This is a genomic window from Halobacillus mangrovi (genome assembly GCF_002097535.1).
GTDB lineage: Bacteria > Bacillota > Bacilli > Bacillales > Halobacillaceae > Halobacillus > Halobacillus mangrovi_A.
Window position 1 is genome coordinate 2526764 of the sequence record NZ_CP020772.1, and the last position, 26540, is coordinate 2553303.

General features: G+C 40.5%; 27 protein-coding genes. 8 read left to right on the forward strand and 19 right to left on the reverse strand.

Annotated features, from left to right (window positions below; translation table 11 throughout):
- Positions 1 to 9: 9 nt before the first annotated feature.
- The 6 genes from coxB to glsA form a co-directional block, all read right to left on the reverse strand.
- The gene (coxB, locus tag HM131_RS12460; protein WP_085030069.1) at positions 10 to 1074 is read right to left on the reverse strand and encodes a cytochrome c oxidase subunit II; all 1065 of its coding nucleotides are present in this window, start codon (positions 1072 to 1074) and stop codon (positions 10 to 12) included.
- Between the two features lie 74 nt (positions 1075 to 1148).
- Positions 1149 to 2093 carry a heme o synthase gene (gene cyoE, locus HM131_RS12465; protein ID WP_085030070.1) on the reverse strand — a complete coding sequence of 315 codons (945 nt, stop codon included), beginning with the start codon at positions 2091 to 2093 and terminating at the stop codon, positions 1149 to 1151.
- 539 nt (positions 2094 to 2632) lie between these two features.
- Positions 2633 to 6076: a pyruvate carboxylase gene (gene pyc / locus HM131_RS12470; protein WP_085030071.1), complete on the reverse strand. Its 3444-nt coding sequence runs from the start codon at positions 6074 to 6076 to the stop codon at positions 2633 to 2635.
- Positions 6064 to 7257, reverse strand: coding sequence for a putative lipid II flippase FtsW (gene ftsW, locus HM131_RS12475; protein ID WP_085030072.1), 1194 nt, complete (start codon positions 7255 to 7257; stop codon positions 6064 to 6066). Before ftsW ends, pyc begins: the two co-directional genes overlap by 13 nt.
- Before the next feature lie 149 nt (positions 7258 to 7406).
- Positions 7407 to 7688 carry an Fpa/YlaN family protein gene (locus HM131_RS12480; RefSeq protein WP_035549085.1) on the reverse strand — a complete coding sequence of 94 codons (282 nt, stop codon included), beginning with the start codon at positions 7686 to 7688 and terminating at the stop codon, positions 7407 to 7409.
- Positions 7689 to 7771: 83 nt separating this feature from the next.
- A complete protein-coding gene (gene glsA, locus HM131_RS12485) occupies positions 7772 to 8701 on the reverse strand; it encodes a glutaminase A (RefSeq protein WP_085030073.1) in 930 nt (309 codons plus the stop codon).
- 82 nt (positions 8702 to 8783) lie between these two features.
- On the opposite strand from glsA, the gene HM131_RS12490 reads away from it, so the two are divergent.
- Both HM131_RS12490 and HM131_RS12495 read left to right on the forward strand, forming a co-directional pair.
- Positions 8784 to 9278: a hypothetical protein gene (locus HM131_RS12490; protein WP_085030074.1), complete on the forward strand. Its 495-nt coding sequence runs from the start codon at positions 8784 to 8786 to the stop codon at positions 9276 to 9278.
- A 214-nt stretch (positions 9279 to 9492) separates the two neighbouring features.
- Positions 9493 to 10068, forward strand: coding sequence for a YhcN/YlaJ family sporulation lipoprotein (locus HM131_RS12495; RefSeq protein WP_085030075.1), 576 nt, complete (start codon positions 9493 to 9495; stop codon positions 10066 to 10068).
- A 29-nt stretch (positions 10069 to 10097) separates the two neighbouring features.
- On the opposite strand, the gene HM131_RS12500 is transcribed toward HM131_RS12495, so the two are convergent.
- Positions 10098 to 10382, reverse strand: coding sequence for a hypothetical protein (locus HM131_RS12500; protein ID WP_085030076.1), 285 nt, complete (start codon positions 10380 to 10382; stop codon positions 10098 to 10100).
- A gap of 136 nt (positions 10383 to 10518) precedes the next feature.
- On the opposite strand from HM131_RS12500, the gene HM131_RS12505 reads away from it, so the two are divergent.
- On the forward strand, positions 10519 to 10722 hold the full coding sequence (locus HM131_RS12505; RefSeq protein ID WP_085030077.1) for a YlaI family protein: 204 nt from the start codon (positions 10519 to 10521) through the stop codon (positions 10720 to 10722).
- A gap of 367 nt (positions 10723 to 11089) precedes the next feature.
- Here HM131_RS12505 and HM131_RS12510 read toward each other — a convergent pair whose 3' ends face one another.
- A complete protein-coding gene (locus tag HM131_RS12510; RefSeq protein ID WP_085030078.1) occupies positions 11090 to 11464 on the reverse strand; it encodes a YlaH-like family protein in 375 nt (124 codons plus the stop codon).
- Between the two features lie 117 nt (positions 11465 to 11581).
- Here HM131_RS12510 and HM131_RS12515 point away from each other — a divergent pair, with 117 nt between their 5' ends.
- Positions 11582 to 11764: a DUF5325 family protein gene (locus HM131_RS12515; protein ID WP_085030079.1), complete on the forward strand. Its 183-nt coding sequence runs from the start codon at positions 11582 to 11584 to the stop codon at positions 11762 to 11764.
- 39 nt (positions 11765 to 11803) lie between these two features.
- On the opposite strand, the gene HM131_RS12520 is transcribed toward HM131_RS12515, so the two are convergent.
- On the reverse strand, positions 11804 to 12613 hold the full coding sequence (locus tag HM131_RS12520) for an inositol monophosphatase family protein (protein ID WP_085030080.1): 810 nt from the start codon (positions 12611 to 12613) through the stop codon (positions 11804 to 11806).
- A gap of 136 nt (positions 12614 to 12749) precedes the next feature.
- Positions 12750 to 12938, reverse strand: a complete 189-nt coding sequence (locus HM131_RS12525; protein ID WP_085030081.1) for a hypothetical protein — start codon at positions 12936 to 12938, stop codon at positions 12750 to 12752.
- A gap of 180 nt (positions 12939 to 13118) precedes the next feature.
- Here HM131_RS12525 and HM131_RS12530 point away from each other — a divergent pair, with 180 nt between their 5' ends.
- Positions 13119 to 13754, forward strand: coding sequence for a YktB family protein (locus HM131_RS12530; RefSeq protein ID WP_085030082.1), 636 nt, complete (start codon positions 13119 to 13121; stop codon positions 13752 to 13754).
- Positions 13755 to 13798: 44 nt separating this feature from the next.
- Here the strand turns inward: HM131_RS12530 and HM131_RS12535 are convergent, their stop codons facing one another.
- Together HM131_RS12535 and HM131_RS12540 are read right to left on the reverse strand one after the other, a co-directional pair.
- Positions 13799 to 14074: a UPF0223 family protein gene (locus HM131_RS12535; RefSeq protein ID WP_085030083.1), complete on the reverse strand. Its 276-nt coding sequence runs from the start codon at positions 14072 to 14074 to the stop codon at positions 13799 to 13801.
- An 18-nt stretch (positions 14075 to 14092) separates the two neighbouring features.
- Positions 14093 to 15052, reverse strand: a complete 960-nt coding sequence (locus HM131_RS12540; protein ID WP_085030084.1) for an NAD(P)H-dependent flavin oxidoreductase — start codon at positions 15050 to 15052, stop codon at positions 14093 to 14095.
- Positions 15053 to 15176: 124 nt separating this feature from the next.
- Here HM131_RS12540 and HM131_RS12545 point away from each other — a divergent pair, with 124 nt between their 5' ends.
- Positions 15177 to 16646, forward strand: coding sequence for an aminotransferase class I/II-fold pyridoxal phosphate-dependent enzyme (locus HM131_RS12545; RefSeq protein ID WP_085030085.1), 1470 nt, complete (start codon positions 15177 to 15179; stop codon positions 16644 to 16646).
- Between the two features lie 66 nt (positions 16647 to 16712).
- On the opposite strand, the gene HM131_RS12550 is transcribed toward HM131_RS12545, so the two are convergent.
- The gene (locus HM131_RS12550) at positions 16713 to 16826 is read right to left on the reverse strand and encodes a GapA-binding peptide SR1P (protein WP_085030086.1); all 114 of its coding nucleotides are present in this window, start codon (positions 16824 to 16826) and stop codon (positions 16713 to 16715) included.
- A gap of 197 nt (positions 16827 to 17023) precedes the next feature.
- Positions 17024 to 17857 (reverse strand): polysaccharide deacetylase family protein, encoded by an 834-nt coding sequence (locus HM131_RS12555; protein WP_085030087.1) that lies wholly within the window; start codon positions 17855 to 17857, stop codon positions 17024 to 17026.
- Between the two features lie 137 nt (positions 17858 to 17994).
- Here HM131_RS12555 and HM131_RS12560 point away from each other — a divergent pair, with 137 nt between their 5' ends.
- On the forward strand, positions 17995 to 19059 hold the full coding sequence (locus tag HM131_RS12560) for an FUSC family protein (protein WP_085030088.1): 1065 nt from the start codon (positions 17995 to 17997) through the stop codon (positions 19057 to 19059).
- 40 nt (positions 19060 to 19099) lie between these two features.
- Positions 19100 to 20635 carry a glycine betaine uptake BCCT transporter gene (locus HM131_RS12565; RefSeq protein ID WP_085030089.1) on the forward strand — a complete coding sequence of 512 codons (1536 nt, stop codon included), beginning with the start codon at positions 19100 to 19102 and terminating at the stop codon, positions 20633 to 20635.
- A 343-nt stretch (positions 20636 to 20978) separates the two neighbouring features.
- Here HM131_RS12565 and HM131_RS12570 read toward each other — a convergent pair whose 3' ends face one another.
- The 5 genes from HM131_RS12570 to HM131_RS12590 all read right to left on the reverse strand — a co-directional run bounded on the left by HM131_RS12570 (position 20979) and on the right by HM131_RS12590 (position 26357).
- Positions 20979 to 22403, reverse strand: coding sequence for an aldehyde dehydrogenase family protein (locus tag HM131_RS12570; RefSeq protein WP_085030090.1), 1425 nt, complete (start codon positions 22401 to 22403; stop codon positions 20979 to 20981).
- 156 nt (positions 22404 to 22559) lie between these two features.
- Complete coding sequence (locus HM131_RS12575; protein ID WP_085030091.1) at positions 22560 to 23570, reverse strand: FecCD family ABC transporter permease; 1011 nt, start codon at positions 23568 to 23570, stop codon at positions 22560 to 22562.
- Positions 23567 to 24559: a FecCD family ABC transporter permease gene (locus HM131_RS12580; RefSeq protein WP_085030092.1), complete on the reverse strand. Its 993-nt coding sequence runs from the start codon at positions 24557 to 24559 to the stop codon at positions 23567 to 23569. The genes HM131_RS12575 and HM131_RS12580 overlap by 4 nt, the downstream gene beginning before the upstream one ends.
- 63 nt (positions 24560 to 24622) lie before the next feature.
- Positions 24623 to 25558: an iron-hydroxamate ABC transporter substrate-binding protein gene (locus HM131_RS12585; protein WP_085030093.1), complete on the reverse strand. Its 936-nt coding sequence runs from the start codon at positions 25556 to 25558 to the stop codon at positions 24623 to 24625.
- Positions 25509 to 26357 carry an ABC transporter ATP-binding protein gene (locus HM131_RS12590; protein WP_085030094.1) on the reverse strand — a complete coding sequence of 283 codons (849 nt, stop codon included), beginning with the start codon at positions 26355 to 26357 and terminating at the stop codon, positions 25509 to 25511. Before HM131_RS12590 ends, HM131_RS12585 begins: the two co-directional genes overlap by 50 nt.
- Between the last annotated feature and the right edge of the window lie 183 nt (positions 26358 to 26540).

A 26540-nucleotide genomic window follows, 5' to 3' on the forward strand; every position in this document is an offset into this window, starting at 1 on the left:
TCATTTGAGTTATTCGTCAGTATTTCGTGTAGGAACATCTGTCCCGACATCAGAATGCTTCAGTTGAAGCAAGTAATCTGCAATCTTGCTTGCTTCTTCTTTGGAAACAATATTTGCCGGCATTTGGTTACCTGGTTTTATTTCATCAGGGTTCGTAATCCAATCGACTAAGTTTTCTTTAGACGGATCCATTATTCCTGCAATCTTTTCGCGATTTCCGAAGTTCGTCAGGTTTGGTCCTACACCCGCCGATGATCCACCAATCGCGTGACAGCTCATACAGTTGTTATTAAACAACTCTTGCCCTTCCTGAGCTGAAGCGGTTTCAGGAGTTGCTTCAGGATCTACATTTTTCATGTCTTCTACCCACTGATCAAATTCATCAGGGCTTACAGCAATAACCCTGAAGTCCATCAAGGAGTGAGAAGGTCCACAAAGCTCAGCACAGTGACCCCAGTAAACGCCTTCTTCGTAAGCTTCTAAGTACATTGAGTTAATGTTTTCACCAGGATTCGTATCCATTTTCCCGGCAATAGATGGCAGCCAGAAAGAGTGGATAACGTCGCTGGATTTCATGTTTAAGTATACGCGCTCTCCTGTAGGGATGTAGAGCTCTTGACTTGTAGCAATTTCCTGACCAGCATAATTGAAATGCCACCAGTATTGATTCCCTATGACGTCAATTGTTATTGCATTTTCATCGTCCTGACCAGACGTATCCGCTAAGTCAAATGTTGCCTGAACGGTAGGAACAGCCAACACAAGGAGTAAAATGATCGGAATTACAGTCCAAATCACCTCTAACGCCTTGTTTCCTTCCGTCTGCTTAGGAATTAAGTTTTCTTGTCCTTTTTTCTGTTTATAACGGATAAGGACAAAAGCATAGATTGCCATTACGATAACGAAGACAAAGATCATTATCGCAATACTGATGATCATAAGATCTAATAATAATTCCGCTCCGTAGCCTTTAGGCTTAAGGGCACTCAAATTGTCTACCCCACATCCGGACAGGATGAGGGTGAGAGCACCAAATAGAAACAATGAACGGAATTTTCCCATCCAACCTCTCATGAATGATACCTCTCTTTCTCTTTTTATACATAGTATATTTTGGAACTAGCCCAATTTAATATTGGGCTAGTACTTTAAAATGGAAATGGTAGGGTAACGAGTACCATCATAAAGAAGATGATGGTTAAATAATTTAGGGAGTAAATAAACATCCATGTTGCCCATTTGTAATCATCTTTCATGAAGAAACCGGCAACCCCCAAAGCCAGCCAGCCAAGGGACAGGGTGGTAGCTGTTATTAGAAATATACTTCCAAGTGAAGCTAAATAGATTGGCAAGGGCAGTAAGCAAGCAACGTAGATGACAATTTGTCTCTTTGTCATATTGAATCCGTGCACCACTGGTAGCATCGGTATGCCTGCAGCTTGATACTCATCCTTCTTCTTCATGGCTAGCGCCAGGAAATGAGGGGTTTGCCAAATGAACATAATTAAAAATAGAATAATGGCTTCTAACTGAAGGCCAGGGTCAATGGCAGACCATCCAATTAACGGTGGGACAGCACCGGAAAAGCTTCCGATAACCGTATTAATTGTGTACCTTCTCTTTGACCACATCGTGTACAGTACGACATATACGAACCATCCGAACGCTCCCCACAAAGCAGCTTCTAAGGTTGTAAATAATAAAATGACAAATCCGGCTAGTGAAGTCCCGATTCCTAAATTCCGAATCAATGTCAATGACATGGTTCCTGTAACGGTCGGTCGGTTTTTTGTTCGGGACATGATCGGGTCGATATCCCGGTCATACCAGTTATTTATTATACATCCTCCTGCAATGACGAAAGCGGTTCCGAGCATTGTCAGCAGAAAAGTCAACCAATGATCGATAAAAGAGGATCCTGTAAAATATAAAGCTAACCAGAATCCCGCAAAGGTGGTGATTAAGTTTGAATTTATAATCCCTACTTTGATCAAGCTTTTGATATCAGCTAACAATGAAGATTCACGTACAGTCGATTTAGATTGGCCGATGATTTCTGTAGAAGCAGACTCGACTGTTCTTGGATTATCCATCGTAATATCTTCCTCCTTCTACCTCTCTTACGTTCCATGATTGAAATCACCATGACGTCAATCGAGGACAGTTTCCATCCTCTAAAGTCTCAAGGACAAGAAACATCAAAATAATTGTATCATGGAATTTGTCTTCTATCTATTTAATTAAGAGATTTTTGAGATTTTGTGACAATTTTGTGAAGGAGTTTCATCCCTTAGTATCAACAACAAAATCATTTTTTAACGCTTTTTTCATGCATCCTTTTACAGTAGTGTAATATTTCAGTAATACATGCACTTCTATATTTCTAGCAGACCCTACAGAACAATGCAAGTCTTTTTCCAAAAGAGTACACTCTTCATATGAATTTAGGCACGTCATTCAGGTTGATTATTGACGCTTCCTCAATACCACAAGACAAATTAGCTCTCAAGAGGTTTTAAAGTTAGAGACTGTTTAGCAGAAAAAAGCCCAGGGGGAACCCCTAGACTTTATGGTATTATTGGTCGGTCTTATTTTTTTCTAATTACAGAAGTTATTATTAAAAAGCTCTATCTTATTCGAATTCTATTAGCAAATCACCTACATGAATTGCTTCATTATTTTCTACATAGATGTCTTTAATGACTCCGTCGAAAGGTGCTTGGACTGTCGTTTCCATCTTCATAGCTTCTGTGATCATTAGATGGTCGCCTTTTTTCACTTTCTCACCTTTACTGGATATTACTTTTATTACTGTCCCAGGCATGCTAGCACCAATATGTTTATTATTCGACTTATCTGCTTTTGGGCGTTCCTGTACGGAGGCTTTAACATTTTCATCCTTAATAACTACTTCACGAGGCTGTCCGTTCAATTCAAAGTAGACAGTTCTAGTCCCATCCACTTGAGCTTCTCCTACTGATACAAGTTTCACAATCAAAGTTTTACCTTGCTCAATCTCTACTTCTATCTCTTCACCCAATCGCATTCCATAAAAGAATGTCGGGGTATCCAGAACAGACATGTCACCGTATTGCTCGGTAAATTTCTGATGATCCATAAAAACTTTAGGATACAAGGCATAGCTGATCATATCAAAGCTTGTCACTTGCCTGTCTAACTTATGGAACAACGTTTCCTTAAGATCATTGAAATCGACAGGGGGAAGCAATTCACCAGGCCGGACCTTAATCGGTTCTCTCCCTTTTAAGATAATACGCTGGAGCTCAGAAGGAAAACCTCCGTAGGGCTGTCCAAGATATCCTTGGAAAAACTCTACGACGCTGTCTGGGAAGTCAAGATTATCTCCTCGTTCGAAAATATCGTCTTCATTCAATTCGTTTTGAACCATGAATAAGGCCATATCTCCTACAACTTTTGAAGAAGGCGTAACTTTTACGATATCTCCAAACATATCATTGACTCGGCGATACATTTTTTTCACTTCTCCCCAACGATCATTCAAGCCTACAGCCTTCGCCTGCTGCTGCAAATTACTGTATTGTCCTCCTGGCATCTCGTGTTCATATACTTCCGTATGCGGGGCCATCATGCCGCTTTCAAAGTCATGATAATATTTTCTCGTATCTTCCCAGTAATGACCCAATTCTTCATATGCCTTGATATTAACATTTGGCTTACGCTCATTGCCTTCAAGTGCATAATAAAGACTATTTGCGCTAGGCTGCGATGTAAGTCCTGCCATTGAGCCAGTCGCGACATCGACTACGTCTACCCCAGCCTCGACTGCACGGGAATACGTGAAAATTCCATTTCCACTTGTATCATGGGTATGAAGATGAATTGGGATGTCAATCGCATCCTTCAGTGTACTAATTAATTGATAAGCTGCTTCAGGTTTCATTAGACCTGCCATATCTTTAATACCAAGAATATGAGCCCCTGCATCCTGCAGCTCTTTTGCTACTTTCTTATAGTATTCCAAGTCATATTTTGGACGGGAAGAATCTAAAATATCCCCTGTGTAACACATGGCTGCTTCTGCCACTTTGTTGTTCTCACGCACGGAGTCGATAGCAAGTTTCATACCTTCTACCCAGTTAAGACTATCAAAGATACGGAAAACATCGATACCAGCGCTGGAGCTCTTTTCAACAAATTCCCGAATCAAGTTATCTGGATAGTTTTTATAGCCAACAGCGTTAGATGCTCTCAATAACATTTGGAAAAGCACATTTGGTGCTTTCTGTCTTAGTTTTAATAAGCGTTCCCACGGATCTTCATTTAAGAAACGGTAGGAAACATCAAAGGTTGCACCGCCCCACATTTCCATAGAGAAAAGTTCAGGGAGCAGACGAGCAGTCGGCTCTGCAATATTTTCCAGGTCCTTCGTCCTTACACGTGTAGCGAGTAAAGACTGATGAGCATCTCTAAATGTAGTATCTGTCAGCAGTACTTCCTTTTGTGCTTTTAACCACTTTGCAAGCTCCTCTGGCCCCTGCTCATCGAGGATCTGTTTTGTTCCTCGAGGAATTGGGACTGAATGCTTCACATGTGGCATACGAGCCCTTGAATAGGTCGGCTTCTTACGATTGCCATACCCCTCAAATCCATTAATCGTTCGATCGGCAATGTAAGTCAGCATTTTCGTGCCACGGTCTTTTCGTTTAGGAAATACAAAAAGCTCAGGAGAACGATCTATGAATGTCGTATCATACTCACCCGTTATAAACTGCTTGTGTTGGATGACATTTTCTAAGAAAGGGATATTCGTCTTAATTCCACGGATTCGGAATTCTTTTAGGTTTCTTACCATCTTATGAGCCGCTTGATCGAAGCTTAGCGCCCATGTAGAAAGTTTCACTAACAGTGAGTCATAGTATGGAGATATTACAGCACCTTGGAAACCGTTCCCTGCATCAAGACGGACACCAAACCCTCCACCTGTACGATAGGCCATAATTTTTCCTGTATCCGGCATAAAGTTGTTTAAAGGATCTTCGGTTGTAACTCTTGACTGAATTGCGTATCCGTGAGTTCGGATATCCTTCTGCTCGGGGATATTTATCGGTGCATTATGTAGTCCATGACCGTCTGCAATCATAATTTGAGTCTGTACAATGTCCACCCCAGTGATCATTTCGGTAATGGTATGTTCCACCTGAACACGAGGGTTTACTTCAATAAAATAAAATTCGTTACCTGTCACTAAGAATTCCACAGTTCCTGCATTTAAGTAGTTCACATTATCCATCAGCTTCACTGCAGATGCACAAATTTCTTCTCTTAATTCGTCGGTAAGAGAAACACTCGGAGCGACTTCTACAACTTTTTGATGTCGTCTTTGGACAGAACAATCTCTTTCGTAGAGATGTACAATATTCCCTTCATGGTCGCCGATAATTTGGACTTCAATATGTTTCGGTTGTTCAATTAATTTTTCCACATAGACATCGTCGCTTCCAAAAGCAGCCCTCGCTTCTGACCGGGCACGATCATATGACTCCTTCAGAGTATCCGCACTTCGTACTACTCGCATTCCTCTTCCACCGCCACCCATGGCAGCTTTAATCATAAGCGGGTAACCATGTTCTTCACCGAACCGGCGAATTTCTTCGATCCCGCTGACTGGACCATCACTTCCAGGAATAACAGGAATATCAGCAGCAACGGCCTGCTCTCTTGCCTTAACTTTATCTCCAAACATATTTAGATGGTCGCTTGTTGGACCAATGAAGGTGATCCCCTCTTCTTCACAACGCCTTGCAAAATGAATATTCTCGGATAAAAAACCGTAACCAGGGTGAATCGCATCGACATCGACACTCTTGGCAATTTCAATAATGCCTTCAATGTCAAGATACGCATCAATTGGTTTTTTCCCTTCTCCTACTAGATATGCTTCATCTGCTTTGTATCGATGATAAGAACCTGTGTCTTCCTGAGAATAGACCGCTACTGTACGGATGTTCAGTTCTGTACAAGCACGAAACACTCGAATAGCAATCTCTCCACGGTTAGCAACTAATACTTTATTGATATGTTTTAGTTCTGCCATGATCTCACTCCTCGATTATTCATATAAGTTTGTTTGGATTGCGCTTTTTCTACTGGTGCTTCTTCCCCTTCTTGCTCTTTGATTTTAACGGTACGGGCAATATTGTTAAGGATCCCAACAGCCACCATCAATATTAAAAGGGATGAACCCCCATAACTGATAAACGGAAGGGTAACACCTGTAATAGGCAATAACCCGCTCATTGCTCCCAAGTTGATCATAGCCTGAATAGCGATCATGGATGAGATTCCTATCGCTAACAGTGCTCCAAAAGCATCCCGGCACTTGGACGATATGTAGAGCCCTCTTAAAACGATTAGTGCCATAAGTCCTATCGTGATGGCAACTCCAATAAAACCTAGCTCTTCCGCAATGACGGCCATAATAAAGTCAGTATGAGGCTCTGGTAAATACCCTAATTTTTGGACCCCTTGCCCAATTCCTTCTCCTAACAATCCTCCAGTTCCTATTGCCACGTAGGACTGAATCAAATGGTATCCGTCTTGATCAGGCGATTCGAAAGGCTGGTAAGCACCTGAAAAGCGTTCCAGTCTTTCATCCGTAACCATTTGGGTACTTCCAATCAGGATGAGTCCCACGGTTACTGCAACTAAAATTAAAATGTGCTTCCAGTGGATACCTGAAGTCATAATCAACACACTTGCAATCAAACCGATAATAGCTGCAGAACCAATATCAGGCTGCAATACGATCATAGCTAAAATTAGTGAAGTCAAAATAAGCGGAGGTACAACAGCTTTCGTAAAGTCTCCAATGTACCTCTGTTTTTTTGCATAGACGGCAGATAAATAAATAATCAAGCCGATCTTTACAAATTCTGCCGGCTGAAAGTTCATAAAACCGAAATTATACCAGGAGACTGCATTATTGACCTCTGTGCCGAATACGAACAAACCAGCTAATAGCGTAACCATAAGCAACACGCTCAATTTTGCTAACCTTTGCCAGTGACGGTATGGCACTAACGAAGCTCCGATCATTAATACGAGTCCTATAGAGAACCATTGAATCTGCTTCATCAAAAAGTGGTCGCTTGGCACTCCGAATCTAACAGGACCGTAAACCATACTTGCACTGTAGATCATGACCGTGCCGAATGCTATGAGAGCAATAGGGGCAAATAGCAAGCTAAAGTCGTAACTTTTCAAATGTCGTTTCATATTTATTCATCCCTACTTTATATATTTGTTCTCGCTGCATTCGCAGAATTCCTTCTATTTTGTCAATTATAGAGCGAAATTTCGCGAAAGCGCTTTAATATAAAAAAACTCAAATTACAACAGAGGTCGTCGCAATTTGAGCTTGTCCTTTATGAGTTTTGTGCAGCCTCATGCAAAACGTTTAGTTGTTGTTCTAAGTTATCAAGAATTTGTTTTCCTTCTTCATCGCTGATTAAGTTCAAGCGAACCGCAAAATGAATTTCGCGTGATAAACCGAACATTTGTGTATCTAGAACTTCTTCATAAAGTGGACACTGAGGCATTGTCAAGTTGTCCATCTGCACTTTTATTAACTTCAAAATTTTATCAGCGTCAGCTTTTAGAAGGGCATAGGCTTTTTCACGATGATCCACAGCCACATCAGACAACATCAAAATCCCCTCCATTTACAGTCTCTCTTCTAATAATATTATCGCTTACCACTGAAAATTGCAACAGAGGATATCGTATTGGTTTAAAAAATAGAGAGGTCATATCGATTGGATAAAAGCTCTAATAGTTTTAATCCGACAACACTGTTTCCCTTCTCATCCAAGCTGGGACCGTACACTGCGATACCACCGAAACCATTTAAGGAGGCAAGCACCGAACCAGATACTCCACTTTTGGCAGGTATTCCAACTTTGATAGCGAATGAACCAGACGCATCATACATCCCACATGTAACCATAAACGTTTTGCAAATTCTTGCTAAATGCTTCGGGATGATCCTTCTTCCTGAATTCAAGTCTCTTCCACCATTAGCTAATAAAGCACCTATTTTTGCAAGCTGGCAAACGTTAAGCTCGATCGCACACTGCTTCGTATAGGCATCTAGGGTTTCTTCCACACTTCCGGTAACAATCTGGTGCTGTTTCATATAAAAAAGAAGAGAGCGATTTAAAAATGCCGATTCAAATTCAGATTCGGCTACTTCACGGTCGTAACTAATAGACTGATCATCCGTCATCTCGTGGATAAAGGTAAGGAGGCGGCCGACCTTTTCATCAGGAGTATCCCCATGAATCATATTCGTCACAGCAAGGGCTCCGGCATTGATCATCGGATTAAGAGGTTTTGATGGACGCTGTTCCAAACGATAGATGGAATGGAAAGGATCACCTGTAGGCTCCATCCCTACACGGTCAAATACATACTCCTCCCCATTATCCATCAAGGCTAATGCGAGGGAGATGACTTTAGATATACTTTGTAGAGTGAATGTGGCTTCAACTTCTCCTGCCTCAATCGTTTCACCATCTATATAGTGAATAGCAACAGCTAAATCTTCTGGGTTTTGTCTTGCCAAGGCAGGAATATAATTGGCGACTTGCCCGTCATAAGCATACGGTCGAACATTATCTAACCATTCGTTGAGTATATCCGTTGTTATATCTTTGTTCATTGTTTGAACCTCCTTAATGAAATCGAATTCAATTTTTGCTATGATTTGTATGGATGATTTTATTGGAAAGGTGGCATGAGCCATGATTGTGCAAATTGAAGGAAATGTAAAATTCCCCATTACACTTGATCCGACAGTCTGGATCTTTGATGACCGAAAGCTTACGTTTAAAGAAGCATTCCATCCAGAAGAAATAGAAAAGTCAGATGAAGAAGAAGACGAACTGAAAAGAAAGTCTCTTCGTTTTGACAGAGAGGTTTATCAACAAAAATTAAACCCTCCTATTAATAAAAGCATCAACCGGTTTGAGAAACAACGTATCATGAAAGGTACTTTTCTTATGCCACTAAAACCTTTCCTTCATACAAGCGAACCTGAGGCTAGTGTGGAAGAAGCAGCACTTGTCACGGATGAAGGCGAACACACCATTCAAGCTGACGCTTTATCAGAATCCTTACTTCTCTTTGCGGAAGATGGAAAACCATTAAAGGAAACGGGACCTGTCCATTTATACTTCAAGGACGGATCGAATCAAACAAGCCCTATCAAGGGCATTAAAAAAATTATTTTGAAGTAAAAATGAGGACGGCTGACGCAGCTGTCCTTTTTTTTGTAAATATCTCTTGTTTCTCCATAATCTAGTTTAACGAAGACTGTTCTTCTATAGGAGTTAGAGTAATCACCAATAAAATGGATTACTTTAATCCCCTAACTGCCTTAACCCAATTAAATGGTATTCAGTATATTATTCTTCATCTAACACACGCTATAAGAAAAAAAGTGGTGGTTTGATGAAGAAAATAATTTGGTTGACCTTGCTTATCGCCTTAGCGGCTTGTCAACAAACAGATGAAGAGTCTCTCTTGAAAGAACGTCAAGGAGATTCTGAAATGAAATATGTGACAAATTCAGACCCAGTAAAAAGACAGAAGAAGACAAGCCAGCAAGCAGCTAGGCATCTTGCTAAACTCGCTGTTCAAGTACCGGATGTTCATGATGCTACTGCTCTCGTTCTTGGTGACTATGTAGCTGTAGGCATAGACGTTGATAAGGATTTGGACCGGTCTAGAGTAGGTGTAATCAAGTACTCCGTTGCCGAAGCGATTAAGCATGACCCATATGGAAAACAAGCCGTAGTAATCGCTGATGCAGACGGTGTCGAACGTTTACGTGGTCTTGGCAAAAAAATATCTCAAGGGCACCCAATTGAAGGGGTAACCGATGAACTTAGCAAGATTGTCAGCAGATATATGCCTGGAGGACCAATCAATGAGCGACCTCAGACCGATTCAAATCAAGAATCGATTCCTGAAAATGAACAGAAAAAACTGAACCAAATTGAAAAAGAACAATCTAAACAAGAGTGACAGAAAAACAGCTAAATCCTTTAGAGGATTTAGCTGTTACTTTTTTCTAAAATTTCACGTTCTTTCTCAGTCAATTCATTATAGTATTGAACTCCGAATTGAGAACCCTCTGAAACCATATCTGCATTCTCTAAGTTATCCAGTTGAGGGTTGCCCGCCTCTTCAACAGGCAAACCATCTTTCTTCTTAAAGTTATTCTGTAATGACTTCGCCTTGTCTACCACCTGTTTTCTGCTTTCCTCATTTCTGAGAAAAAATGCAGCTGCGCCTCCAGCGGCAGCTCCTACTGCAGTATAAATCCAACGCTTTCTCACATAATCACCCTTTCTTAACTTCTGTAAATTGACTTCCCCTTTCCAACTATTCTCAAACATGTGAAAGCGAATTATACGGAACCGTTATAGTATGTTAAAATATCTGTAACAATTGAAACAGTTTGAGGTGAAACGGATGCGTGTACAATGCGTAATTTGCGATGAAATAGAAAAAATTGATAGTTATTGTCTCCAGGCAAAAAGGCTCAGAAACCGACGGATCCACACCTATATGTGTCAATCCTGTCATGATCGAATAGAAGAAAACACAAAAAAACGCCTGGCCACGGGAAATTTCCGCTTTAACCGCGAACGCAAAAAAGAAAAACACTTGAGTTAAGATTAAATGCGGAACCACCTTGGGAGACACGACAAGCATAAGACAAGGGCTGTAGTGAGGGGATCTTTCCTCACGAAAGCCATTGACTTATGTCTCGAGTGTCTAGGTGGTGGAGCTGGATATGAAAGCGAAATGTGGAATTGACCTGGGAGGCCCGACAAGCATAAGACAAGGGTTGTAGTGAGGGAAATCTTTCCTCACGAAAGCCATTGACTTATGTCGAGAGGGTCTTTATGTAAAGCGGTTATTTATAAACAAACAAGACCGTTCAGCATGGCTGAGCGGTCTTGTTTGTTTATAGGAGTCAAATTAAACTCTTCAGTCTTTACTATACTAGGGCTGAACCTTAGATTGCTCTTTTTTCGTATTATGATTCATTCTGGCTTGCTCCTCTTTCACGGTGCAGCCGAAGGCGATAAACACCAAGAATAATGGCCGCCACAAACAAACTTTCCGGAAGAGGCAAATTTAAACCAAGGATTAGAGTCAAAATGAAGGTACCAATGATCAATACGGTATAAACAACGATGTTTTTGATCAAAGGAAGTTTTCTAGCAAAACCTAATTTAAATGTAATGATTGTCAAGATGACTACAGTTAGATATAAAAGCATAAAAGAACGAAATAGCATGGAAACTTCATTCTCATTATTCAGATTTATTTCATTACCAAGCCCTTGAAAAAAGAAATCAGCTACGGGCCACAAATCTGAAGGGACCGTAAGTGTTGACATGTCTTGCATGTTGTTCCTCCTCGCATCTCCCTGTTCTATCCCCTATCATACTAAATGTAAGTAGAAGAAACCACCCTTTGTACAATTTTCAATCTTTAGTTAAATCATATATAATTGAATTGTGAGGTGAGACTTTTGAAAAATACTCAGCTGATTATGGCTATTTTGGCTTTTTTAGTTATCTTATCCTTCGTATCTGTAGGGTTCGCGATCGGCCAGGAAATCTTCTGGCTGGCAGGCTTTCTTTTTGTAATAGGCTTTATGATTATGGGATATGGTTTAAAACTGAAAAGGCAACAGGATACTTAAAAAAAAGCGACCGATGAAAAACTCGGTCGCTTTTCTTAATTATTTCTTCAAATCCACATAACCATCGATAATTTCATCATGGATGTTTACACGACTAGCCAGAACGGTGGTTTGGTTCAAGAGATCAAGTTCCTGTTTGTCTGCTCGCGTAACCGTACCCCCTACTTCCTGAACCAGGATCGCACCGGCAGCGTAGTCCCAAGGCATCAATGTCATCGTTAAATATCCGTCCAGAATTCCTTCTGCAACAAAAGCAAATTCCAATGCAGCAGAACCGTAAGAGCGAGTGCTCCTCAGTTTTTTTACCAATCTCTCCATCCCTGTATGATCCACATGAGGATTCTCCGGAAGCATCCAAGTAGTGTTTAATGCTAGGATCGATTGTTCTAATGGTCTAGATTGATTAAGAGTGGGAAGCTGCTGATCGTTTTTGAAAGCTCCTTGTCCTTTTTGAGCGGAGTATAGAACGTCTTCCATCACATTGTAGATGAAGCCGATTTCTCCTATTCCTTCATGGTAAATTCCGATAGAAATAGCAAAGTTTCTCTTTTGATGGACAAAATTCATGGTTCCATCAATCGGATCAACAATCCAGACGGTACCTTTCATTTCTTCAATTTCATCTCCAAAGCCTTCTTCACCTAAAAGGAAATGTTTAGGATATGTCTCTTTAATCCTATCAGCGAAAAACTCTTCTGTTTCCTGATCCATTTCAGTAACAAGATCATTCGGATTCGATTTCGTTTCAATTGACCTAGGCGCGTCAATTTTTTCTCTGATCCTTTCCCCTGCTTCCAAGATCCAGGTTTTCGCCTGGTCATATACTTCTTGCTTCATTTTTTTATCCATAAATTAAGTACCCCTTTAAACAAGTTCAATCTTTATCGTATCAAAATGACGTTTGTCTTGCATGTATCGGGAGTTATCATGGAGAAACGCCCATTGATAAATGAAAAAATACGAGCAACCCTATTGTTGCTCGTAATTATGAAGACCATTCAATCAATTGTTTACGAAGTTCCGCGAGCTTCTTTTTACTTCTCTTTATCTGCTCCTGGTCACAGGCGACCATTGCATCATGCAATGTCACTAGCTCGTAATCAATTTCCATACGGATTACCGGGAGCTTCTCTTCAGCTTCTCGTTTACGTAACGCTTCCATGACATGTTTCATTGCCATTCCCTCCCTCTTAAATCCTTGCTATATATATATGTTAGCAATGTGTCAGAAGTTTCAGTTAGATTACTTATATGTAACCCATTTTATTATGATTCAAACCCAGGAAACACATTACTTCATAATGTAGAACAGTTTTTGTTAAACTAACAAATAGTTGAAATAGGAGTTGATACTATGGCTACATTTAACGGATTTACCCAAAAGGATTTCGACGTATTCTCCATTCCAGGTTTGGAAAATCGGATGAATGCATTAAGAGAACAAATTTCACCCAAGCTTGAAGCCATTGCAAAAGAGTTGGAACCAGATGTTACAGCTTTAACGGGAGATGAAATGTTTGTTCACGTGGCAAAACACGCTAGAAGGAAGACTAACCCTCCAAACGACACATGGGCAGCCCTTGCTTCTAATAAAAGAGGATATAAGAAACTTCCTCATTTCCAAGTCGGTTTATGGGAAAGCCACGTATTCATTTGGTTTGCAGTCATTTATGAAAGTCCAATAAAACAGGACTTTGCAAAAACTCTTGAAAGAAACAGGAAAGAAGTCCTTTCTCACATCCCCGATCAATTCGTATGGTCCGTCGATCATACCAAACCTGATTCTATTCCTCACGAAGAAGTCGATGAAGAGAAATTTCTTTCTATGACAGATCGCTTGAAAAATGTTAAGAAAGCTGAAATCCTATGCGGCCAAAACATCTCTCGGGATGATAAACGATTAAAAGATGCAGATGCTTTCATTGAGTTATGTAGAGAAACGTTTGAAAAGCTTGAACCGCTCTATCGCTACACTAAACAATTGAATTAAAAAAAGGGAGCAGCCATGAATCAATCGTGCTGCTCCTTATTTTATTAGTTCATACTGACCCGATCACCCTGAGCAAGAGCTCTTGCTTTTTTCACTGTATGATAACAGGAGTACCCGGACTCTTTTTCAAACTCGCCACATAATTTCTTCTCTTCACTTTTAGATGGAACGATTTGCTTAAACCGAGTATAAGCAAGCAGTAAATCATCTCTGCTCACACTCTTTTCATAGGCTTGCTCCACCATTGAATAAAAATTTACTACATCAATAATTTCTTCCTTTGACCAATAAATTTCATCAATTGGATAACTATAGCTCATGTTAGACCTCCTTATGTATTACACTGACCATCTCGTTCGGATTTGTTCTCCTTCCTTTATCATTCGCTGGAAAAGCTGTTCAACGGTAGGGACATCATGAATTCTTGAAGTGACCTGACCTGCCCACCCGAAGCCCTCTTCATCTGCACCCTCATAAATATATTTCTTGTTAGCTTCCCCGCTGATATAAGTCTTTAACCCTTCATAACCTGGATTTGTTTTCTCCAGCTCAATAATCTGATATGTCCAGCTATTTTTCAAAGCTCTTGCAGGTGCCTTAATGCTGCGCTTAATTACAGTTGTCGAAGTTTCATCGGCTTCTATCAGTGCTCGTTTGTAACTTTCATGGGCGTGGATGCACTCTTTTGTAGCGATGAACCGTGTTCCCATCTCTATGCCTTCTGCACCAAGTGCCAGCGCGGCCATCCACCCTCTTCCATCACCAATTCCTCCAGAAGCGATTACTGGAATAGAAACAGCATCTACAACTTGAGGTGTCAGAACAAATGTACCTACATCGTCTCTCCCAAGGTGTCCACCGCCTTCGTGGCCGACCACCATAACAGCATCTGCTCCCAGCTCCTCTGCTTTAACCGCTTGACGACGAGCAGCTACCAATACGAGAGTTTTAATCCCTTTACCCTGAACCATGTCCAATACCGGCTTAGGATTACCACCTGTTACTGAAATGGCAGGCACTTTTTCCTCAATGGCTACTTGGACGCGATCTTCAAAAGGTCTTCCGTGCTGTCCAATAGCAAAGTTTACCCCAAAGGGATTCTCAGTCATTCGTCGAACCTTTCTAATCTCATCTCGCAACTGATCTGGTCCATCCATGCTCATCGCAGTAATTTGACCTAATCCCCCTGCGTTAGAAACAGCAGCGGCGAGATCTGAATAAGCAAGATGAGCAAGCCCTCCTTGAATAATAGGATACGAAACCCCCAATAAATCTGTCACTCTTGTTTTCCAATTCATCCTATCCCTCCCTTGTCCCGTATTTTACCATGAGCCGATTGAGATGAGAAAAATAACTAGCCAGTTTATAGTGAAACTGCTATAATTCAGTTGCTTTCAATCTATAAAGAGGTGCAAACAATTCATGAAACAAAATGAAACTCCTTTATTCACAGGTGTCAAAGAGCACGCTGCGAAGAAACCTATTCAATTTCACATACCAGGACACAAAAGTGGAAAAGGCATGGATGAAGAGTACCGTGACTTCATCGGTGAAAATGCTCTATCCATTGATCTCATTAATATTGAACCCTTAGATGACCTTCATCATCCTCACGGAATGATCCAACAAGCTCAGGAGTTGGCGGCAGATGCTTTCGGAGCTGACTATACATTCTTTTCTGTTCAAGGGACATCGGGAGCTATTATGACTATGATCATGAGCGTCTGCCATCCTGGAGATAAAATCATAGTGCCAAGAAATGTCCATAAATCGATCACAACTGCGATTATTTTTTCAGGGGCAAAACCTGTATTCATTCATCCTGAACTAGATGACAGATTAGGTATTTCTCATGGGATTACGCCTGAGGCAGTAAGGAAAGCATGTGAAGCAAACCCTGATGCCAAGGGTGTTCTAGTCATTAACCCTACGTACTTTGGTATCACGGCTGATTTAAGAAAGATTGTCGAAATCGCTCATTCGTTTGAAATTCCTGTGCTGGTAGATGAAGCACATGGAGTTCATATTCATTTTCATGAACGGCTTCCCCTTTCAGCAATGCAGGCAGGTGCAGACCTAGCGGCTACAAGCGTCCATAAACTCGGAGGTTCTCTGACCCAAAGCTCAGTGCTGAATTTGCGCGAAGGACTGGTTTCTCATGAGCGCGTTCAGACCATTCTTTCAATGCTTACTACGACTTCAACGTCCTATATCCTTCTCGCGTCCTTGGATGCCGCGAGAAGACATTTAGCTATCCATGGGAAGAGTTTGTTAAATAAATGCTTATCTCTAGCTGACGACGCCAGAAGAAGACTGAATGCAATTCCTGCGATTTATTGTCCCGGCGAAGATATTCTTGGAAGTGAGGCCACCTTTGATTATGATCCTACTAAGCTGATCATTTCTGTAAAAAACCTCGGGGTGACAGGTTATGACGTTGAAGTGTGGCTGCGGGAAAACTATAACATCGAAGTAGAGCTTTCAGATCTTTACAATCTCTTGTGTATCGTCACTCCAGGAGATAGCGAAGAAGATTTAGACCAATTAATACGTGCATTGTCAGAGCTCTCTGAACAGTGCTCTTCCTCTCATGAAATGAAAGAGGTAGCTGTAAAAGTGCCACAAATACCGGTTCTTTCACTCACACCACGAGATGCTTTCTATGCATCAACTGAAGTCGTTCCTTTAAAAGCTTCAATCGGAAGAATTAGTGCAGAATTTGTAATGGTCTACCCGCCAGGAATTCCAATTTTCATCCCTGGTGAAATCATTACAGAAGAAAACATCCAATACATTCAAGAGAACATTGAAGCTGGCCTTCCTGTCCAAGGGCCTGAGGATGACACATTAGAAACCATTCATGTTATTCAGGAACAGCGTGCGTTTAAATAATCCTATATACCACCAAAAAAGCCATCCCGACGATTTAAGCCGGGATGGCTTTTCTATGAGGATCAATTATTTCTTTTCTGATGTATTGCAAGTCGGACACGTGCTGTAAAGAGTAGAAACCTTCTCATTTTCATAATGCTCAATCACTTTTTGGCAGTCTTGACATACGATTGTACCCATTACATCCACTCCTTAATATTTGTAATCGCTTTCACTGTAAGTTCATTTTAATATGGCACAATCCAAAAATCAAGCCCAAAAGTATAACATTTTATATTTTGTGACATACTAATTAAGTTCATCACAATTATATGTATGTCACTCTTTAAAAAATAGTCCAAAAAAACGGAAATCTCTAGAGATCTCCGCCTTTTTCTTTATGGTGTTTTTATTAGGGCTGGGTTGAGGAGCTCATACCCTTTATCTTTCAATCCTTGCACAATGTCAGGAAGGGCTTTAGCTGTCCATTCCCTGTCATGCATTAATAAATTAGCTCCATTACCCAACAGGTCTGTATTGACCATAATATCAGCTAACTTTGTCGCATCCATATATTCCTGATTCCAATCGTAGCCGTACGTCCAGTTCATAAGCAGCATATTCTCTTCTGCAGCTAATTGCTTAGAGTATTCGGTGTTCTGCCCAAATGGAGCACGAAAGAATTTAGGACGCTCACCGATGATTTCTTCGATACGATCATTCAGACCGATAATTTCTTCTTTTTGTTCTTCTTGAGAAAGATCAGGTAAGGAAGAATGGCTATATGTATGATTCCCGATCGGAAATCCCATTTCATGAATCTTCTTTAATTCTTCTGCTCCTTCAGGTGTGTCAATGAAATGACCATTTACGAAAAAGATTGCCGGGGCGTTAAGGTGTTTAAGTGTTTTTGCCATTTCAACCCCTTGGTTATCCGGTGCGTCATCAATAGTAATTAAAGCTACTTTAGGATTAGCATCCCCAATTGGCTCAAAAGACCAGTTACCAGTCAATTGATATTGTGGTTCTGCAGGTGTTGTGTTTGCAGGCTCTGTGGTCTCATTATCTTTTTGTTCTTCTTCCTTCTCTGTCTTTTCATTTTCCTCATTCTTCTTCGACTGTTCTGTCTTCTGTTCTTCTTTGCTTTGCTCTTCCTGATTGCTTACACTTGAAGCACCGCTACATGCGGTTAAAAGCAATACAAGCAGCATCATTCCAACCCACTTCTTCATAGATGACCCTCCACTGTTATGAATTTCCAACTACTATTATATAAGAAGAAACAGGATTTTATCTATCGTTTTTGGGGAATTTATTATATAATGACTAATCGTGGTCCATAGACATTTCTTCATAATAGGTGATTTTTATGATTCAATCTCTTAAAAAGTTCAAAATTCTTGGAGGAAGAACTTTAAAAACAGGGATTTCTGTGTTCTTAACTGCATTAATCTGCGGTTTTTTTAATTTGCCTATCATTTTTGCTGTAATCACAGCTATTGTTACGGTAGAACATACGGCAGCAGATTCTATTAAAAAAGCGTTTGTGCGCTTTCCTGCATCAGCGATAGGAGCTTTACTGGCCACATCCTTATACGCTATTTTAGGAAAAGGTGCTCTGACATTTGGGCTCGTTGCTATGATTACGATTGCAGTGTGTCATAAACTGCGTCTGGATGACGGAATCATCGTTGCTACCATCACAGCTATCGCAATGATCCCTGACTTTCAAGAACATTACATTGTTTCGTTCTTTACAAGATTGGGTACAACTTCAATTGGAATCATCATTTCAACTCTTGTGAATTTTTTCCTTTTACCACCCAATTATTCCCCCATGATTTACAAAGATATAAATTCTTTGTATAATCACGCTGCGGTGCTGCTTGAGCGTATAATTTCAGACATTGTAGCAGAATCTAAAGAGAAAAACCGGGGAATTCAAAGGTCTTACAGGCAATTAACGGCGCACTTAGAGAGAACATATCAATTGTCACAATTTCAACGTGAAGAGTGGAAGTACCATAAGCACACGAAGGAAGAAATGTCGGCCTTTCAGTTTTCTCAAAAAAAATTAGGCGCATTCCAACAAATCGCCTATCACTTGGGAAATTTGCAATACGTAAAAACACAGTCATCTGATTTTACCGAAAAAGAAAAAGAGCTCTTACTCACTTTAACAGAAGATTTTGTGAAAGTTCTTCAAGATCCCACACACGTTATTAGCGAGGATCAATTCCAAAGAGTTGAACAGTTGGATGATGTATTCTGGAAGTGGAAAGAAGAACACGTAGAAAAGCAAACGGGATTCAGACATCACCTGCCTCCTCAAACCATTTTGATTTACGAACTATTATGTTTTCATGATGTCCTTGAGGAGCTTCAAAGCATGTCTGAAAAACACAAGCCTATGGTCCATGAGTGTTACTTATAAAGTGAGTGAGAACAAACACTAAATAGGAGGGATGATATCAATGAAACAAGTTTCAAAAGTTTTTTATATTTCTGTTGTTGTAGCCTTCTTATTTATCATTTGGGGAGTCATCCCTAAAGAAACGTTACCAACATGGAATTTAACCAACGTAACATCAACCATCCAAGGTTTTTTAACTGATAAATTCGGATGGTTCTATTTACTGTCAATGACCGGATTCGTAATTTTTGCTATCTTTCTGGTTTTCTCTAAGTATGGAAAAATTAAGTTAGGAAAGCCGGATGATGAACCAGAATATCCATATATCACCTGGTTCGCCATGTTATTCAGTGCCGGTATGGGTATCGGTCTTGTGTTCTGGGGTGCAGCCGAGCCATTATCACACTTCCACTCGCCCCCTATTGTTGATCAGGAACCTATGAGTGAAGCAGCTGCGCAATCAGCGATGAAATACAGCTTCTTCCACTGGGGTCTCCACCCATGGGCTATGTACGCTATTTTTGCACTGGCACTTGCCTATTTCAAATTCCGTAAGGATGCACCTGGTGTTATCAGTGCAGCCCTGACACCAGTTTTAGGTGAAAAACGTGTCAAAGGACCTATAGGAACTCTTGTTGACTTTATTGGTGTTTTTGCAACGATTTTCGGTGTTGCAACATCGTTAGGTTTAGGTGCCTTGCAGATTTCCAGTGGACTTGCCTACACAATTGACGGTCTCGAAGACACATTTACTTTGCAGTTGATCATCATTGTTGTGGTAACCATCTTGTTCATGACTTCAGCTATGACTGGATTAAATAAAGGAATTAAATATTTAAGTAATACAAACATTGTCTTAGCTATCGCGTTAATGGTCTTCCTTCTATTTGCAGGACCAACAAACTTTATTATGGATTTCTTTACAACAACATTCGGATCTTACATTCGTGATTTACCATATATGAGTTTCCGAATGACACCTTTTGCAGAAGATAATTCATGGGTGCAAGCCTGGACAATCTTCTACTGGGCATGGTGGATTTCTTGGGCTCCGTTCGTAGGTACGTTTATAGCACGTGTATCTAAAGGTCGTACGATTAGAGAATTTATTTTAGGTGTATTGCTTGTACCAACAGTATTCGGTGCCCTATGGTTCTCTGTATTTGGTGGAACAGCGATTTCGTTAGAATTCTTTGATGGTATCGATATTTACGCTGACGTAAATGAATTAGGTACAGAAGTTGCTCTATTCTCCATGCTAGAACATGTACCACTTGGGGCGGTTATGTCAATAATTGGACTGCTGCTGATCAGTACATTCTTTATCACTTCCGCAGACTCTGCAACATTCGTACTGGGAATGCAAACGACTAACGGAAGTTTGAATCCACGCAACCAAGTTAAATTCACTTGGGGAGTAATTCAAGCAGGTGCAGCAGCAGTACTATTATGGCAAGGTGGATTAAGTGCTTTGCAGACAGCGGCTATCATTGCTGCATTTCCGTTTATCTTTATAATGATTTTGATGTGTTTCTCTCTCCTTCGCGCGTTTAGCGAAGAAGCGAAGAAGGTTGATTTAAAGAAAAAATCTAGATAATATGTTGTAAACCTCCGTCGAACTGGCGGAGGTCTTTTTTTGCTTACCTCGCCTGTTAAGCTAACCTCCTCCAACAATTACCCCTTATCCTGAACACTTGGATTCAAGATAATTATTTATTTTGAAGAGTGGTGTTTCCGTTACCTTATACCAGGAGAGTTGGTCGATCGTAGAAAAAACTATCGCAATTTTTTTCATTCACATAGGCAATACCTTAGCCAATTCCTATAGGTAAAGTATCTTACTCTTATTCAAGCTTTTATCTTTGAAGTCGATTTTAACGATCAGCCCTTCCCAATTGAGCTAAAAAAACAGGAGCTCGATGTAAGCTCCTGTTTCATTATTAGGATGGATATCCAAGAATAGTTTTCGTTTCTAGATATTCTTCAATACCATGATCTCCCCACTCTCTTCCGATTCCTGATTGCTTAAAACCGCCGAATGGAGCTGCAAAGTCTGCTTCTGCATCATTTACCTTAATTCGACCTGCCCGGATGCTTGTCGCTACTTTTCTTAGGGCTTTTTTGTCTTCTCCTACCACATATCCGGCTAATCCGTACTCTGTATCATTACTTATCTTGATGGCATCATCAAGGTCTTCGTACGTAAGAATAGACATTACCGGACCGAATATTTCTTCTTCTGCTATGGTCATGTCGTTTGTCACATCTGAAAACACTGTCAACTTAGTATAATAGCCTTTATCTAGCCCTTCTGGTTTTCCAGTGCCACCAGAGAGAAGAGTCGCACCTTCCTCTACTCCTTTTTCAATATAAGATTGTACTGTATCCCATTGTTTCTTAGATATGAGCGGACCCACTTGATTATCTTCACGAGGATTTCCCACAGAAAATTCTGGGAGCACTTTCAAGACAGCTTCTTCGAAAGCCTCTTTCATTGAATTAGGAACCAATATCCGAGTTGCGGCTGAACAGACTTGACCTGTGTTTGTAGCGATATGATTAACAGCTGTTCTTGCTGCTTGTTCGATGTCCGCATCTTCCAATACGACAAGTGGTGACTTGCCGCCAAGCTCGAGAGCAACGTTCTTAATGGTTTCAGATGCATTTTGCATGATTTTCTTACCTACTCTGCCTGAGCCGGTAAATGACACGAAGTCGATATCTGGATGAGAGCTGATGCCATCCCCAATAACGTCTCCTTTACCGTTTACAAGATTGAATACCCCTTTCGGAACTCCAGCTGCTTCAAATATTTCCGCTAAAATAATTGCAGCAAACGGGGTAACTTCTGCTGGTTTCAATATGACTGGGCTGCCAGCCGCAAAAGCACTCGCAATTTTAGTAGAGGTTTGATTTGTTGGGAAATTCCAAGGTGTAATTAAGCCACTGACGCCGACCGATTCTTTAACACGTGTATGACCGCCCATATCTTCGATAAAAGAGAACTCTTTCAAAGATTCGGCAGCTTGAGAAAAATGGTTGTAACCCATCATATAATGAACTTTTTCAGAAACTGCTAAAGGAGAACCTAGTTCATCCGTAATAGTTTCTATAATGTCTTCTTTTCGTTTCTCATACTCTTCTGCGATTCGTTCAAGCATTTTCACTCGTTCATCTTTAGGCATAGTCGAAAAAGAAGGAAACGCCTCTCTAGCTGCTTTCACTGCTTTATCTAAATCTTCCTTTGTTCCTATGCTGATTTTTCCTATTACTTCTTCTGTAGCCGGGTTGATCACCTCTTCGACATCCGAACCTGTAGATTCAACCCACTCACCATTAATGTAATGTTTAAGATAATTACGCATCCTATCCGACTCCTTCTATAATAAGTTCAAATTCAATTATATCTATATACTTCTTCCATTAATGAACATTACCTTTTTTATCCATAGTGAAACCTTTCCATTAGTTAATGGGAGTGAAAAAAGCACACCCCGTCTCAGATGTGCGCTAATTTCAACTTATGCGTTTTTTATTAAAAGGTATATGAAATATGGTGCTCCAATGATAGCCGTCATGATCCCTGCAGGAATTCCACTCGGATCCGCTAAGTTCCTGCCGATGGTATCTGCTGCCAATAAGAGCCATCCACCTAACAAAACAGCCACTGGTATAAACAGCTGGGCGCGCGGACCGACAAGTGATTTTGCTAAATGAGGTGCGAGTAAGCCGATAAATGCTATGCCTCCTGTGACAGAAACAGAAGCTGCCGCTAATGCCACGGCAATGATAAATAAAACAAATCGATCTTTCTCAATGCTAACGCCTGCACCAATGGCCACAGGCTCACTTAAGTTCAGTAGATTCATGCGATTCGCTTTATAGAGAGTGAAGGGAATGAGAATGACTAACCAGGGAAAAATAGCGAGAATAAATGGCCAATCTGTACCCCATATGTTCCCTGCGAGCCAGTTTGCAATAAAATCAACTTTTGTACGTTCCGCTGATGATACCAATATTATCATTGCACCAGAAAGGGCCATTGCAAATCCTATTCCCACAAGCACAAGTCTAACCGGTTTGAATCCTGCATTTTTTTGATAGGAGAACAAATAGATCAGTAAAGAAGTGGTGAGTGCGCCTAAGAAGGCCACAATTGGCAGTAAATACACAAAAGACCCTGCTTCAATTGGAAAGTACAAGAAAAATACAGAAATGGCTACACCTGCCCCTGCATTTATCCCTATAATACCAGGATCGGCTAAATCATTACGGGTGATCGTTTGAAGGATCGCACCTGATAAGGCTAAAGCCATTCCTGCAAGTATCGAAATGATCAATCTCGGTAGGCGAATTGAAAACAAAACAAATTCATCTTTGAATGATCCTTGACCATGAATTGTTGGAATGATCCGATCAAACGAAACGGAAGAGTACCCTAGCCCCATAGCAATAAAGCTGGTTATTATGATTAGAGAAGCAAAGCCAAGGACATACAGCCGCTGTTTTCGCAGCAATTGTGGATGAATCATAACGTCTTCCCTCCTTTTCTAATAATTAAAAGAAAGAATGGAAGCCCTAGCATCGCTACAATTGCTGCCACAGGAGTTTCATAGGGAGCATTTATTGTTCTTCCAACCGTATCTGCCATCAGCATGAATGCCCCTCCAACAAAGACTGATATAGGCAAGATGAAACGGTAATCTGTTCCTGCAAGAGCACGAACAATGTGTGGAATCATAAGCCCTATGAACACCATATTTCCTACGAGAGCGACTGCTGCTCCAGCAAGGATAATAACCACGACGAATAGACAAGTTTTGATGAAGAGAACCTTCTGACCGAGCCCTACCGCCAACTCCTCATTCAAGCTTAAAACCGTCAGTTGTTTTGATAGAACTAATGCAAGCAAAGTTCCGAGAACGACAAAAGGAATAATAATTTGAAGCTGACTCCATGTTGTTCCGATAAGCCCTCCAGCAGTCCACATGGTGATATCTTTCGAAACTTTAAAGTACAGGCCTACAAACTCTCCGATCGCAGTCAGAAAAGCTGATACAGCTGCCCCGGCTAATACGATACGAAAGGGAGAAAACCCGCCCCTCTTTATGGAACCTATCCCTATTACGAGTAAGGCTCCGGCTGCCGCTCCTATAAAACAAGCGATTGTAATCCAGAAGTAATTAGCTCCCGGAATAAGGGCAAGTGTAATTGCGAGAGCCATGTTAGCACCAGATGTCAAACCTAACAGTCCAGGATCAGCTAAGGGATTCTTGGTTAACCCTTGCATGATTGTCCCAGATACAGCCAGTGCTGCTCCCACGACAACAGCCCCTATTTCTCTTGGCAGGCGAATTTCTTTGATAAGCAGCGTGTCTTTATTCTCAACGTCACTTGTCAGCGCTAACCAGATATCTTTCATCTGAATGTCGGCAGCTCCAAAGCGGATTGCTATCACAAAACATATGATTGATATGAGTACCGTAATTATCAATTTATAAATAAACGATAGTTTTTTCATGAAAATCTCATCTTTCCTATGTAGATTAATAAAAGGGAATCACAATGGATTCCCCCTTTTGAATTATTCACCTAAGAATTTCTCTTGGAAAACTTCTAATTGATAATCTAATGTGTGGGCGTCGTTGAAGTAGAAAGATTTTGCATTTACTTCAAAAACGTTTCCATTTTTTACAGCTGGAATGTTCTTATACGTTTCTGTTTCCTGAAAAGCATTCTCTTCATCTTGATTCTTGCTGAAGATGATATAGTCCCCGGCATACTCTGGGAGTACTTCTGGAGAAATCGCATAATAGCCTGGTTCTAACGCCATTTCTTTTACTTTTTCAGGCATTTTCAATCCCATTTCTTGATATAGGATTTCTGTTCCACGAGCCCAGTTATCTCCGAATACATAAATTTGCTTTTCAAATTTCTCAATAACGGTGACTGTAGCATCTTTTCCAATTTTCTCTTTAATTTTATTTCCAGTTTCCTCAGCTCTTTGTTTAAAATCATTTACCCACTGTTTAGCTTCTTCTTCTTTATTAACGAGCTTACCGATTTCAATGTGCTGTTCTAAGTAACCGAGCTTGCCATAAGTATATGTGACCGTTGGAGCAATTTCTTTCAGTTTATCGATGTTCTTTGTATTTGATAATCCAATAATTAGATCAGGATTTAATTCAATAATCTTTTCAAGATTATCACCTGCAACAGTTTCTACTCCTTTGAGCTCGTCTTCAAACCTTGGATTCATTTTGGACCATGAATCTACTCCTACCATGTTTACATCTAACGACATCAAGTTTCCTGCAAAAGATGAAAGAACGACAACTCTCTGCGGATTTTGGGGTACTTCGACTGGTCCGCTTTCAGATTCATAAGTAAACATCTCAGAAGAAGTCTCTCCTTCGCTGTTGTCTTTATTATCATTAGATTCTGCTTCTCCTGAATCACTGCTGCATGCGCTAAGTATAAGCACTAGCAAAAGCAGCAGGATTGTAGATAATTTTTTCATTTGTTTCTTCTTCTCCCTTCCATAAATCATAAGTTAAGCACACCGGTTTGTTGGTTCTCGGATCACGCCCAATTAACGCATCGATATGAAATACTTGTCGTAACACATCCCGTTGGATAACTTCTTCACAAGATCCAGATTTTATTATTTCTCCTCGTTTCATTGCAACGATATGATCCGCAAATCGTGCGGCTTGGTTCAAATCGTGGAGGACCATCACGATTGTCCGTCCTTCTTCACGGTTCAATTTTTTCAACAGCTCAAGAACTTCAAGTTGATGAGCCATATCCAAATAAGTCGTAGGTTCATCAAGAAAAATCATCTCAGTTTCTTGTGCTAAGGACATTGCAATCCATACCCTTTGACGTTGGCCACCAGATAAAGCATCAACAGATTCGTATTTGAATTCGTGGATGCCAGTAACATCGAGTGCCCATTCTACTACTTCCAAGTCCCTTATTGTTAAACGTCCAAATCCTTTTTGATAAGGAAACCTTCCATAAGAGACAAGCTCGCCAACTGTCAACCCACTTGCGCTCTCCGGATTTTGAGGGAGTATCGCTAACTTTTTAGCTAATTCTTTCGTGTTTTGTTTAGTAATACTTTCACCATCCAAAATGATGGAACCTGATTGATGCTGAATGATCCGCGTCATAGCTTTAAGTAATGTTGATTTGCCACATCCATTTGATCCAATGATGGTTGTAATCTGTTTATCTGGGATTTCGACTTGCAGATTCTTAACAATTGTTTTATCTCCATAACCAACGTTAACGTTTCTTGTATGTAGGCGAGTCATGAATAGCCCTCCTGTAAATATGTGCACTTCTTATTTGATAATGATTCTCAATATCGTTTACAGTAATACTATAATCCTGATCCAAATGGATGTCAACTAAAATCCCACCTTTTCACTCGTAATTTTATTATTTCTTCCCGTAGTGAAAAGGCAAAATGTAATAGGATTACGATCACACTTCGA